General features: G+C 72.1%; 10 protein-coding genes. 2 read left to right on the top strand and 8 right to left on the bottom strand.

What is annotated here, in order from left to right:
* Window positions 1-160: 160 nt before the first annotated feature.
* On the top strand, window positions 161-874 hold the full coding sequence (locus ACWGDE_RS12820) for a PspA/IM30 family protein (RefSeq protein WP_453388996.1): 714 nt from the start codon (window positions 161-163) through the stop codon (window positions 872-874).
* A gap of 74 nt (window positions 875-948) precedes the next feature.
* On the opposite strand, the gene ACWGDE_RS12815 is transcribed toward ACWGDE_RS12820, so the two are convergent.
* The 8 genes from ACWGDE_RS12815 to ACWGDE_RS12780 all read right to left on the bottom strand — a co-directional run bounded on the left by ACWGDE_RS12815 (window position 949) and on the right by ACWGDE_RS12780 (window position 11,056).
* Window positions 949-3,546, bottom strand: a complete 2,598-nt coding sequence (locus tag ACWGDE_RS12815; protein ID WP_453388995.1) for a SpoIIE family protein phosphatase — start codon at window positions 3,544-3,546, stop codon at window positions 949-951.
* A gap of 194 nt (window positions 3,547-3,740) precedes the next feature.
* A complete protein-coding gene (locus ACWGDE_RS12810; RefSeq protein ID WP_453388994.1) occupies window positions 3,741-4,169 on the bottom strand; it encodes an ATP-binding protein in 429 nt (142 codons plus the stop codon).
* Window positions 4,170-4,334: 165 nt separating this feature from the next.
* On the bottom strand, window positions 4,335-4,802 hold the full coding sequence (locus ACWGDE_RS12805; protein ID WP_453388993.1) for a (deoxy)nucleoside triphosphate pyrophosphohydrolase: 468 nt from the start codon (window positions 4,800-4,802) through the stop codon (window positions 4,335-4,337).
* Window positions 4,803-4,843: 41 nt separating this feature from the next.
* Entirely contained in the window at window positions 4,844-5,047 is a 204-nt protein-coding gene (locus ACWGDE_RS12800; protein WP_453388992.1) for an SPOR domain-containing protein, read from the bottom strand.
* 160 nt (window positions 5,048-5,207) lie between these two features.
* Window positions 5,208-6,893, bottom strand: coding sequence for a purine-cytosine permease family protein (locus ACWGDE_RS12795; RefSeq protein WP_453388991.1), 1,686 nt, complete (start codon window positions 6,891-6,893; stop codon window positions 5,208-5,210).
* A gap of 361 nt (window positions 6,894-7,254) precedes the next feature.
* Window positions 7,255-8,007 carry a GntR family transcriptional regulator gene (locus tag ACWGDE_RS12790; protein WP_453388990.1) on the bottom strand — a complete coding sequence of 251 codons (753 nt, stop codon included), beginning with the start codon at window positions 8,005-8,007 and terminating at the stop codon, window positions 7,255-7,257.
* A 139-nt stretch (window positions 8,008-8,146) separates the two neighbouring features.
* Window positions 8,147-9,319 carry a DUF4190 domain-containing protein gene (locus tag ACWGDE_RS12785; RefSeq protein ID WP_453388989.1) on the bottom strand — a complete coding sequence of 391 codons (1,173 nt, stop codon included), beginning with the start codon at window positions 9,317-9,319 and terminating at the stop codon, window positions 8,147-8,149.
* 162 nt (window positions 9,320-9,481) lie between these two features.
* A complete protein-coding gene (locus ACWGDE_RS12780; RefSeq protein ID WP_453388988.1) occupies window positions 9,482-11,056 on the bottom strand; it encodes a S8 family peptidase in 1,575 nt (524 codons plus the stop codon).
* 231 nt (window positions 11,057-11,287) lie between these two features.
* On the opposite strand from ACWGDE_RS12780, the gene ACWGDE_RS12775 reads away from it, so the two are divergent.
* A complete protein-coding gene (locus tag ACWGDE_RS12775) occupies window positions 11,288-12,409 on the top strand; it encodes a pyridoxal-phosphate dependent enzyme (RefSeq protein ID WP_453388987.1) in 1,122 nt (373 codons plus the stop codon).
* The last annotated feature ends 84 nt before the right edge of the window (window positions 12,410-12,493 follow it).

Genomic DNA, 12,493 nt, shown 5'->3' with positions numbered 1-12,493 from the left:
CCGCTTCTGACGGACTCCCGCCCCCGGGCTCCCACACCCCCGGCTGCCGCACCCCGGCTGCCGCACCCGGCCTCGGCCCACTCGGCCCGCTCGGCCCACCCGGCCCTCAGGCCCCCGTTCGCTTCCCCCACTTCCCCGGCTCCCCCAAGGAGAGATCGACATGAGCAAGCAGACCATCCTCGGCCGCGTCACCCAGCTCGCCAAGGCCAACATCAACTCCCTGCTGGACCAGGCCGAGGACCCGCAGAAGATGCTGGACCAGCTGATCCGCGACTACACGAACAACATCGCGGAGGCGGAGCAGGCCGTCGCCACCACCATCGGCAACCTGCGGATGCTCGAAGCGGACCACAAGGAGGACGTGGAGGCGGCCGCGGAATGGGGCGGCAAGGCCCTCGCGGCGAGCAAGAAGGCCGACGAGCTGCGGAGTTCCGGGTCCACCGCCGACGCGGACAAGTTCGACAACCTCGCGAAGGTCGCCCTCGGCCGCCAGATGCAGTCGGAGAAGGAGGCCAAGACGGCCGAGCCGACGATCGCCGCGCAGACCGAGGTGGTCGACAAACTCAAGTCCGGGCTGGATTCGATGAAGAACAAGCTGACGGAACTGACGGCGAAGCGCGACGAGCTGGTGTCGCGGGCCAAGACGGCCCAGGCGCAGAACACGATGATGGACGCGGTCAAGAACATCGACGTGATGGACCCGACGAGCGACATCAACCGCTTCGAGGAGAAGGTGCGCCGCGAGGAGGCCATGGCGATGGGCAAGCAGGAGCTGGCCGCGTCCTCCCTGGACGCCCAGTTCGAGTCCCTGGACGACCTGGGCAAGACCTCGGAGATCGAGGCCCGCCTGGCCGCCCTGAAGGCGACGGCCTGAGCCCCGCCCCGGCGTCCTTCCGTTCCGATCCCGGGCCGGCGGCGGCCGGCCCGGGGGCGCTCACCCGGCTGTGCTCATCCATACATGCTCAGCAGCTGCTCCGCGGACAGTTCCGACACCGACTCCGCCACCGCGCCCGGCAGCGGGAGTTCGAACCAGACCGTCTTGCCCCGGTGGGTGCGGCGGGTGCCCCAGCCCGCCGAGAGCAGGCCGACCAGCTGGAGGCCGCGGCCGCCCTCGTCCGTGTCGCGCGCGCGCCGCCGCCGGGGCTGGACCAGGTTCCCGTCCCAGACCTCGCAGACGAGGGTCCGGTCCAGCAGCAGCCGCAGCCGGATCTCGCCCTCGCCGTACCGCAGGGCGTTCGTGACCAGCTCGCTGACCAGCAGTTCCGTGGTGTCGAGCAGCCCCTCCAGGCCCCAGGCCGGCAGCTTCGCCCGCGCCAGCTCCCGCGCCCGGCCCACCGAGCGCGCCTCGCGCGGCAGCTGCCAGTCCCCGACCGCGTCCACCGGCAGGCCCTGCACGCGGGCCATCAAGAGGGCGATGTCGTCCTCCCCGTGGCGGGTGTCCAGGGTGTTCAGGACGTGGTCGCAGACCTCCTCCAGCGGGCGCGCGGGGTCGGCCAGCGCGTCCCGCAAGCCCTTCAGGCCCTCCTCCAGCGGGTGGTCCCGGGATTCGACCAGGCCGTCCGTGTACAGCGCGAGCAGCGCGCCCTCCGGGAGTTCGACCTCGACCTCCTCGAACGGCTCCCCGCCCACGCCCAGCGGCATCCCCGGCGGGACCTCCAGCAGCAGGCCGGGCCGCGGCTCGCCGCCCTCCTCCACCGGTTCCACCAGCACCGGCGGCATGTGGCCCGCGTTGGCGATGGTGCAGCGGCGCGTCACCGGGTCGTAGACGGCGTAGACGCACGTCGCGAGGTAGACCTCCGAGCGGTCCGCGTCCCGCGAGTGCAGTGCGGCCCGCGAGGCCTGCTGGGAGCCGCCGGGCGCGCCGAGCCCGCGCGCGATCTCGTCGAGCGCGGTCAGCACCTCGGCGGGTTCCAGGTCGAGCAGGGCGAGCGTACGGACCGCGGTGCGCAGTTCGCCCATCGCGACGGCCGCCCGCAGCCCGCGTCCCATGACGTCGCCGACGACCAGCGCCGTACGGTGCCCGGGCAGTTCGATGACGTCGAACCAGTCGCCGCCGACCTCGGTGGCCGCGTTCCCGGGCAGGTAGCGGCAGGCGATGTCGAGCCCGGCCGCCTCCGGGTCGCCGGGGGGCAGCAGGCTGCGCTGCAGTATCAGCGCGCGCTCGTGCTCGCGCCGGTACAGCCGGGCGTTGTCTATGCAGACGGCGGCACGCGCGGCGAGCTCGACCGCGACCGCCCGGTCCCGCTCGCCGAAGGGCTCGCTGCCCTTCGTACGGGAGAACTGGGCGAGGCCGACCACCGTGTCGTGCGCGACGAGCGGTACGACGAGCGTGGACTGGACGAGGTCCCCGGATTCCGGTCCGCCGCCCTCCACGAGCCGCGGCCGCGCCGTCCGCAGCGCGAGCGCGCCGGGCGACCCGGCCGGGTAGCGGTGCACCTCCCCTACGGAGACCAGCGCGCCCGGACCCGACAGCGGCGCGTCCGACACCGCCGAGGCGAAGGCGACCCGCCGCAGCGGAGCCGAGGGCGCCCGGCCGGGGCCGGGGAGGCTGGGCACGCCCGGGCCCTGGGGGCGGGCGGGGCGGTCGTCGTCGCCGAGGAGCAGCCCCTGGTAGAGGTCGACGGCGGCCAGGTCGCAGAAGCCGGGGACGGTGACGTCGAGGAGCTCGCGGGCGGTGGTCTCCAGGTCGAGGGAGTTGCCGATGCGGTGTCCGGCCTCGTTCAGGAGGGCCAGATTGCGCCGCACCCCGGCGGCCTCGCGTGCGGCGAGGTGGCGGCGGGTGACGTCGGTGCCGAGGCCGGCGACTCCGATGGGGCGGCCGGTCCCGCCGTGGACGCGGTAGAGGTTGATGGACCAGTGGCGGTGTTCCCGGCTGCCGGGTGCCGCGCCGGTGATCTGGAGGTCGGTGACGGATTCGCCGGTCTCCAGCACCCTGCGCAGGGCCTCGGCCATCCGGTCGGCCTCGTGCGGGGGCAGGTAGTCGTGGACGGTGCGGCCGCGGTGTTCCTCGGCGGCGCCGCCGAACACGGTCGCGAAGCGGCGGTTGGCGCGCTGGACGGTGAGGTCGGTGCCGAAGAGCAGGAAGCCGAAGGGAGATTGGCCGAATATCGCCTGCGAGGCGGCCAGATCGGATTCGATCCGGCGCAGCGCCCGTACGTCGACCACCACGCAGAGCGCGGCCCGCTCGGCGGATTCGGTCCGGGTGGGCATCACATAGATCTCGGCCACGCCGTGCCGGCCGTCGCCGCCGGGGATCCGGAAGGGGATCAGGCCGGTCCATTCCTTGCCATCGAGAATTCCGGCGACCCTGCGGTGCCCGTCGGCGCGGAGCTCGGGCGGCATGAAGGCGTCGACCGGGTCGCGGCCGACGGCCTGCGCCGGGGTCAGCCCGAAGAGCTCCTCCGCGCGCAGGCTCCACTGGTCGATCAGGCCATCGGGACCGATCGAGAAGGAAGCGACCTTTATGTAGTCATATATCGAGCCAGGCGGGCTGCTGTGCCACAGGGAGTCGTGCCAGGTCTCCCCGGGCACAGCCTCACCGGGCACACGGGCCTCACGCGCCTGATGTGCCTGTACAGGTATCTCGCTCACGCGACCGTCCCCTCCAGCTCACCGCAACCGGACCGGCCATGACCGAAGTATTCAGCACCATGGCCCCGTACGACACGGCCTTCGCGATCACAAAAAGATCCCGTTGTTTTTCAGCCAAGCCGTGTGATCGTCAGCTGCCCTTCACCTTGTTACTCACCAGGAAGAGCCAACTCGAACCACACGGTCTTGCCCGACTTCCCGTGCCGGGTCCCCCAGCGCTGCGCCGAGACGGCCACCAGATGCAGCCCGCGACCCCCCTCGTCATCGGGCTTGGCCACCCGTTCGCGGGGTGGATCCGGAAGCGGATCCGAAACCTCCACGAGAAGTGCCGGACCCGAGGGAGCCCCCGCGGCGGCCGGATCACGCCGTACGAGCCGCACCCCGATGGGGCCGGAGGCGTACCGCAGGGAATTGGTGACCAGCTCGCTGACCAGCAGGACGGTGACGTCGCCGACGGAGTCCAGGCCCCAGTCGCGAAGGGTGCCGCGCACCGCGTGGCGCGCGGTGCGGACGGCACCCGGTTCGGCGGGGAAGGCCCACTCGGCGCATTCACCGTCTGTGTCGATCACGCCGATCACTTCCCGGGCCGGCTGGCGACCCCAGTCCGGTTCGACAGGGACAGAACCACGGGGGACAAGTAAGAGATAGGGATTAATAGCGACATACCCGATATTCACGGCGTCGTACCACTCGGTCCCCCACGGACCGGCGCACTGTGGCGCAGACGGCCTAGAGCATGCGCGTCACGCGCCCCCGCGAGCGCCACCCGCAGCGGCGGCGGACCCGCCGGCCCCGGACGCGGCCTCGGGAGCCCCGGACGCGGACCCCAGCCTGCGGCCGGCCTCGGCGACCGCGGGCCGGTCCTGGTCGAGCCAGTCCACCGAGTCCAGCTCGCCGGGTGCGAGCCAGCGCAGCTCGTCGTGGTCCTCCAGCGGGACCGGGTCGCCGGAGAGCAGCCGGGCCGTCCACACGTGCAGGACGAGGCCGGGCTTCAGCGGCCACTCCCCCGGAATCCGCTCCAGCGCCTCGGTCTCGACACCGAGCTCCTCGCGCAGTTCCCGCACGAGCGCCTCGGGCACCGACTCGCCCGGCTCGGTCTTCCCGCCGGGCAGCTCCCAGCGGCCGGCGAGCTCCGGGGGCGCACTGCGGCGGGCCGCCAGCAGCCGCCCCTCATGACAAAGGGCTCCGCCCACGACGATTCGTACGGTCATGGGCGGAGCCTATTTCAGCGGCGGCGCGGGGGCCGCGCCGGTCAGTTCGTCGTGGCGGTCCGGCCGGCGGTGGTGCCCTGGACGAGCCGCTCGATCCAGTAGAGCTGCTTGTGTCCTCTGTCCTCGAGGCTGTCGGCGACCTTCTGGGCCTCGGCCCGGGTGGGGTACCGGCCCACCCGGTAGCGGTTGCCGTTGTCGTCCTGCCGTATGACCAGCCACGGGAGCAGGGCACCGCTGTCGTTCATCGCGTTTCACCCTCCGCCGACGTACCTGCCCGGGAAACCGCATTGCGCATATGCCCGAGCCTACGCCCGACCTTTACTCAGCGGATACGGTTTTTCACGAAGAGGTACCTCGCAGGCGTACGCATCCGGCCATGCGTACGAGTGGGCCGTGCGCGCCGGTTCAGAGCCCGCGCACGGTCGGCAGCGGCAAAACCACCGCCCCGCCCGGGTTCGCCTTGCGGCAGACGTCCCCGCAGGTCGCGTCGAGGGAACAACAGAGCGAGCAGATCGGGCCGGACTGGACGGGGCAGTCGGCGATGTCGGGGAGCTCGTACGCGGTCTCGCAGACGGAGCAGAGGTGCGTGGCGGTGACGTCCGCGACCTCCACCCCGGGGCCGTTGACGGTGTTCGGCCTGGCCAGGTAGTACTTCCCCTTCGTCGCCCACGCGATCAACGGGCAGAGGACGAGCGCGAGTCCGGCCGCGATGAAGGTGGAGAAGGCCTCGGCGTATGTCCCGAAAAGGCCGAAGAAGGCGAGGATCGAGACGGTGGAGGCGATCGCCATCGCGCCGAAACCGGCCGGGTTGACGGAATACAGGTAGGCGCGTTTGAACTCGATGTACCGGGGGCTGAGTCCGAGCCGCTTGTTGATCACGAGGTCGGCGGCGACGGCGGCGATCCAGGCGATGCCGACGTTGGAGTAGAAGCCGAGCAGCTTGCCGAGCATCGCGAACATGTTCAGCTCCATCAGCGTCAGCGCGATGCCGAGGTTGAGGAAGATGTACCAGACGCGGCCCGGGTGGCGGTGGGTGACGCGGGAGAAGAAGTTCGACCAGGACAGCGAGCCGCTGTAGGCGTTCGTGACGTTGATCTTGATCTGCGATACGACGACGAAGACCGCGGCGACCGGCAGCGCGAGGCTGCCGAGCCAGGGGCGCAGCGCCTCCAGCTGCGGGGCGATCGGCTCCAGCGCGTGGGTCTTGCCCACCGCCTCCAGGGAAACGAAGGCGAGGAAGGCCCCGCCGAGCTGCTTGGCGGCGCCGATGATCACCCAGCCGGGGCCGGCGGCGAGCACGGCGAGGTTCCAGCGGCGGCTGTTGGCCGGGGTCTTGGCGGGCATGAACCGCAGGTAGTCGGCCTGCTCGCCGATCTGGGCGATGAGCGAGAGCGCGATGCCGGTGCCGAACCCGAAGCCGATCCACGAGAAGCCGGAGCCGGCCCCTTCCGTCCCGCCGAAGTGCGTGAAGGCTCCCCACGCGTCGGGGGCCTCGAAGGCGAGCACGAGGAAGGGCAGGACCAGCCCGATCAGCCAGATCGGCTGGGTCCAGGCCTGCACCTTGGCGAGGGCGCCCATGCCCTTGAAGACGATCGGGATGACGACGAGCGTGGTGAGGAGGTACCCGATCTCCACGGGCAGACCGAGGGCCTGGTGCATGGCCTGGGCCATGATCGAGCCTTCGAGCGCGAAGAAGATGAACGTGAACGAGGCGTAGATGAGGGAGGTGAGGGTGGAGCCGAAGTACCCGAAGCCCGCGCCCCGGGTGACCAGGTCCATGTCCAGGCCGTACTTGGCACACGCACGGGCGATGGGGATCCCGGTCAGGAAGATGACGACGGCGGCCGCCAGGATCGCGGCGGCCCCGCTGGTGAAGCCGTAGGCGAAGACGATGGAGGCGCCGATGGCGAAGTCGGCGAGGTAGGCGATGCCGCCGAGGGCCGTGCCGGCGACGTTGCCGGGGCCCCAGCGGCGGAAGGAGTGGGGCGCGTATCTGAGCGAGTAGTCCTCGCGGCTCTCGTCGGCGGCGAGCTTGGCGTAGCTCCTGCGGGGCGGCGCGGGGGCCGTGGCCGGGGCGGCGGTATCGGTCATACCGCCGGAAGGTAGGCCGCTTGCGTGACGGCCCGTCACTCTGGGGCATTGCCCGGGGGTTACACCCCCGGGCCCCGCGTATCGCCGGGGTTACACCCCCGCGACGCCATGTCCGCGTTCCGGTGCACCGCCGCTCCGGGGGCCAGCCCCCGAACCCCCGCTCCTCGAACGCCGGAGGGGCTTGATTCGGCCGGCGTCAGCCCGCACGTGCGCGTAGCGCACCGTGCGCCCCGGCGGGGCGGGATTGCCCGGAGGGCAATTTCAGCCCCGCCGGCGATTGAGGCGCGGGGTCTGGGGCGGAGCCCCAGGACGGCGGCCCGCAGGGTTCAGCGCACCGGCACAGGGGCCCCGCATGGCGGGGTCAGCGCACCGGCAAGTGGTACGCCAGGCGGTAGCGGTCCGCCGGGACGACCACGTCCGCGGTCTCCACGGCGCGGCCGGACGCGAAGTACGTGCGCCCGATCACCAGCACCACGTGCCCCGGCACCCCGCCGAGCAGCAGGCTCTCCTCCGCCAGGCCCGGCCGCGCGCCGACCTCCTCGACCACGTTGTCCACGACCACGTCGATCGCGGCCATCCGGTCGACCACCCCGGACCCGCCCAGCGGGCCCTCCTCCGGCAGCATCACGGGGCTCCGGCCGGTCACGGCGAGCGGTTCCCACGAGGTCGACAGCATCATCGCCTCCCCCGCGTCACGGAAGACGTAGCGCGTGCGCATCACACGCGCGCCCGGCTCGATGCCCAGCCGCTTCGCGATGTCCGCGGGGGCGTCGACCTGTTCGCTGCTGGAGTCCCACGTGCCGCGGGCCCCCGCCTCGGCCTGCTCCTGCCGGAAGGGGGTCGATACCCCGCCCGTGCGGTAGCCGGAGCGGGCGACGCGCCGCGGGACGGGCTGTTCCCGTACGTACGTGCCGGACCCGGAACGGCCTTCGACCAGTCCCTCCGCCATGAGGACCTTGCGCGCCTCCAGGGCCACGGTGTCGGAGACCCCGTACTCCTCACGGATCCGGGCCTGTGAAGGCAGCCGGGCGTGCGGAGGCAGGGACCCATCGACGATCTTCCGTCGCAGATCCCCGGCGACGCGCAGATAGGCCGGCTGCTCGCCGAAAGTCACTGGCCACTCCCATCAGGTTGACAGACAGCTACACCTTGGCAACCGACGGTTGTACACCGCAAGCAAGGGCCAGAGTTTCACCCGAAGTGATGAAGCCAGGTCATTGAAACCCGTTACGGAACGTTACCCCGAGTTACGATCACGCGGCCTCCACCGACGGCCTCCGACTCGGAGCGGGCGAGCTCCCCGGCGCGCCCGGCACGTCCCCCTGGGCCTCCTGCAGCCACTCCGGAACGGTCGTCGACAGCCCGTACGCCCCGCGCAGCGCCTTCTCCGCCTCGACGGGCAGCTCGCCGAGCGCCCGGTCCCAGGCCTCGACGAACGCGTCCCCGGTCGTCGCGCCCGCCGCCCTGCTCCACTGCCGGCGCGCCGCCTCGACCCGCTCGCGCTGCACGCCCGCCGGCCCGGCCAGTTCGGGGCTCGCCTTCGCCCCGTCCAGCATCTGCGCTTCGGCGGCCAGCGCCACCTCCACCTCCCGGGCCCACGCGCGGTACTCGTCCAGGGCCTCGTCCACGTCCGACTCGGGCGAGCGGGCCATCACCAGCTCGGTCTCGTTCATGGCGTGCAGGAAGGTCACCTGCTCCGGCTTCAGCATCCCGGCGTCCTTGCGCAGGCTGCCGCGGTGCTCCTCGTCCGCCGTGCCGATCACGCACAGGACCCGCCGGTCGCCGTCGCTCCAGCTCCCGTGCGAGGGCGCGAAGTAGAACATCTCCGCGTACGCCGGGAGCGCCCACGTGTCCATCGCGTACGCGTCCTGAGCCCGCCAGCAGCTCTCCGTCATCGACTTCTTCATCTCGTCGGCGCCGGGGAAGCGCGCCCCGCTCAGCGTGGTCGAGGAGGTGACCTCCGCGTCGTGCACCTCCGTACAGGCGATCCGGTACACGAAGGGGTCCTCGTCGAGCAGGTCCCCGCCGGGGACGTTGAAGCAGTCGCCGGCGCGCATGTCGTCGATGTCGGTCAGCTCGCCCTCGACGTCCTCGTACGGCTCCAGCGCCCCCATCGCGCGGGCCCGGTCGAAGACCGTGCCCGCGGCCCACGCCACGGTGACGACCATGACCACGGACATCAGCAGCGACACCACCAGCCCGCTCACGGCGAGCGCCCTGCCCCGTTCGCCCTTCTTCGCGATCTGTACGAGGGCCACGACCCCGAAGACGATGCCCAGCGGCGGGAAGCACAGCAGCCCCACGAGCAGCGAGGCGAACGCGAACCCGTTGAGCGCGGGCGGCCCGTACGGCTGCCCGTACGGGTGCCCGTACGGCGGCGGTGGCGGGGGCGGTGCGGGCCGGAGGTGCGGGGGCTGGTTGCTCACTGGGTGGAGTGCTCCATCAAGGCATGGCGGTGGCTGCGACGGAAGCGTTCGCTCAGGGATGTGCGCGAACGAATGCGCGAATAGTACGCAGCGGGGGCGGCCGCCGAAACGGTCGCCCCCGCACTTCACCGCGGTCTCACCGCGTCCTCACCTCGAGGTCGCTCAGAACTGGAGCGCCCAGGAGTCGATCTTTCCGGTGTCGATGTTCGCGAGGTCGGCGACCCGCAGCTTCCACACGCCGTTGGCCACCTCGGACGAGGCGTTCACCGTGAACGTCTGGATGATGTTGTCCGCGCTGCCGCCGGTGCGGTTGCGCAGGTTGTAGACGGTGCCGTCGGGGGCGACGAGGTCGACCCGCAGGTCACCGACGTACGTGTGCTTGATGTCGACCGGAACGCTCAGCGTGGCCGGGGCGTTGCCGGAGATCCCGCTGACGGTGATCGGCGACTCGACGGTGGCGTTGTCGTTGATCGCGTAGTCCGCGGTGTTCTCGAAGCGGGTGCCCGGGTTCGGCGGGGTGGTGGAGTTCCCGACGTTGAGCAGGCGGTTCGGGGAGCCGGTTCCGGGGCTGGTCACGACGCTCGGCGTGGCCGCGTTGACCAGGGCCGTGGAGACCTGGGCCGGGGTGGCCGCAGGGTTGGCCGCGAGGTAGAGCGCGGCGGCGCCGACCACGTGCGGGGTCGCCATCGAGGTGCCGGAGATGGTGTTCGTGGCGGTGTCGCCGGTGCCCCACGAGGAGGTGATGCTGGAGCCCGGGGCGAAGAGGTCCAGGACCGCGCCGTAGTTGGAGTAGCTCGCCTTGGCGTCGGTGTTGGTCGTGGCGCCGACGGTGATCGCCTCGGTCACGCGGGCCGGGGACTTGGTGTTCGCGTTGGTGGACTCGTTGCCCGCGGCGACGCCGTAGGTGATGCCGCTGGCTATGGAGTTGCGCACGGCGGTGTCGAGCGCGGAGTCCGCGCCGCCGCCCAGCGACATGTTCGCCACGGCCGGCTTGACGGCGTGCGCCGTCACCCAGTCGATGCCGGCGACGACCTGGGCGGTCGTACCGGAGCCGTTGTTGTCGAGCACGCGCACGCCGACGATCTTCGCCTTCTTCGCCACGCCGTACGAGGTGCCCGCGACGGTGCCGGCGACGTGCGTGCCGTGACCGTGGCCGTCCTGCGCGGTGTTGTCGTTGTCGATGGCGTCGTAGCCGTAGGAGGCGCGCCCGCCGAGGTCGGTGTGGGTGATGCGCACGCCCGTGTCGATGATGTACGCCGTCACGCCCTCGCCGGCCTTGTCCGGGTAGGTGTAGCTCTGGTTCAGCGGGAGCGCCTGCTGGTCGATGCGGTCCAGGCCCCAGGACGGCGGGTTCGGCTGGGTGGCGTCGACGGTGAAGACACGGTTCTGCACGACCGACTTGACGGCCGGGTCGGCGGCGAGCTTCTTGGCCTGCGCCTCGGAGACCTCGACGGAGTAGCCGTTGAGGGCGGCGCTGTAGGTCCGGTCGATCCTCGCGCCGTACCGCTTGGCGACGGCCTTCCCGCTGTCGGCGGTGGAGCGGGCGGCGGAGTCGTTCAGGGTCACGATGTAGCTGCCGGAGACGGTGCCTTCGGCGCCGGCGTTCTCGATGACGCCCTGCGGGGCGTCCGAGGCCGCCGAGGCGGGTAACGCGGCGGCGACGCCGAGTGCGAGGGCCAGTGCGGCGGTCGCGCCGATGCCGGCGGCCTTCCGGCGGGTGTGACGCATCACGGACATGTGAGGGTTCCTCCTCATAGGTGGTGCGCTGCGGGGGGTGCGCGGCTGTCCCGGCCAGGGGTTTTAGTCATGGCCATGACAATGCACAGGGCGGATCGCCCCTGCACATTCGGCCCAACAGGCCGCCGCTCCTGAAAGGTTGACCCACCGCCTCGGCTCCCCACAAGAGGACAACGGGCGCGTAACATCCGTGCCATACGCAAGCCATGAACGAGCAAAGGCGCTCCGCACATGACGCACGCAATCCCCGGCTACCTCTGCCCCGAAGACGGCACGCGCGCCGACGCCCGGACCGCGCCCTGGTGCTGCCCGGTCTGCGGCGGACCGTGGGACCTCGACTTCGCCCCCGATCCGGCCGCCCCGCTGGAGCCCGCGGCGGGGCCCAACTCGCTCTGGCGGTACGGGGCGGCACTGCCGCTGACCGGGGCGTACGCCGTGACGCTGGCGGAGGGCAACACCCCGCTGGTGCCGCTGGCGGAGCGGGTGCACGCCAAGCTCGACTACCTGATGCCCACGCTGTCGTTCAAGGACCGGGGCGCCGTGATGCTCGCCGAGCTCGCGCGCCGGCTGGCCCCCGAGCGGGTGGTGGCGGACAGCAGCGGCAACGCGGGAACCGCCTTCGCGGCGTACTGCGCGCGGGCCGGGCTGGCGTGCGAGGTCTTCGTGCCGGAGGGCACCTCGGCGAAGAAGACGGAGCAGATGCGCGCGCACGGCGCGACGGTCCGCGTGGTGCCGGGCGGGCGCGAGGCCGCGGCGGTGGCTGCGCGCGAGGCGGCCGACCTCCCGGGGGTCTTCTACGCCAGCCACGTGTTCAACCCGTACTTCCTGCACGGCACCAAGACGTACGTCTACGAGGTCTGGGAAGCGCTCGGCGGCCACCTTCCCGAGGTGCTGGTGGTCCCCGTCGGCAACGGCACGCTGCTGCTCGGGGCCGCGCTGGCGATGGAGGAGCTGGCCCGCCGCGGGGTCCGCCCGCCGGCGCTGATCGCCGTCCAGTCCGAGGCGGTCGCCCCGCTGGCCACGGCCTTCCACGCGGGCGCCGAGGAGGCCGGCCCCGTCCCCCAGCTCCCCACGGTGGCCGAGGGCATCGCGATCCCGGCCCCGCCGCGGGCCCGGCAGATCCTGGCGGCCGTCCGCACGTCCGGCGGCACCTTCCTGACCGTCCCGGACGACCGCGTGCGCGCGGCCCAGCTCGACCTGGCCCGGCGCGGCCTCTTCGTGGAGCCGACCGCCGCGGCCTGCTGGGCCGCGGTCGGTCCCGGCGCGCCCGGCAACCCCCTGCACGAACGCACCGCGGTGCTCCCCCTCTGCGGCGCGGGCGCCAAGGCCGGGCTGGCCGCACCGGCGGGCTGACGGAGCCGGCGGGCTGACGGAGCCGAGGGGCCGACGGAGTCCGCGGACCGGAACGGGACCGTCCGGCCCACCCGTTGAGACATC

Source organism: Streptomyces sp. NPDC054956, from assembly GCF_053609185.1.
The sequence above is the reverse complement of the archived record's forward strand: the minus strand, read 5'-3'. Positions and strand labels throughout refer to the sequence as shown.

What these genes read in the sequence shown, in the direction of transcription:
- ACWGDE_RS12820 (WP_453388996.1), top strand. Translation starts at nt 161, where the DNA reads ATGAGCAAGCAGACCATCCTCGGCCGCGTCACCCAGCTCGCCAAGGCC.
- ACWGDE_RS12805 (WP_453388993.1), bottom strand. Translation starts at nt 4,802, where the DNA reads ATGACCGTACGAATCGTCGTGGGCGGAGCCCTTTGTCATGAGGGGCGG.
- ACWGDE_RS12795 (WP_453388991.1), bottom strand. Translation starts at nt 6,893, where the DNA reads ATGACCGATACCGCCGCCCCGGCCACGGCCCCCGCGCCGCCCCGCAGG.
- ACWGDE_RS12800 (WP_453388992.1), bottom strand. Translation starts at nt 5,047, where the DNA reads ATGAACGACAGCGGTGCCCTGCTCCCGTGGCTGGTCATACGGCAGGAC.
- ACWGDE_RS12775 (WP_453388987.1), top strand. Translation starts at nt 11,288, where the DNA reads ATGACGCACGCAATCCCCGGCTACCTCTGCCCCGAAGACGGCACGCGC.
- ACWGDE_RS12780 (WP_453388988.1), bottom strand. Translation starts at nt 11,056, where the DNA reads ATGTCCGTGATGCGTCACACCCGCCGGAAGGCCGCCGGCATCGGCGCG.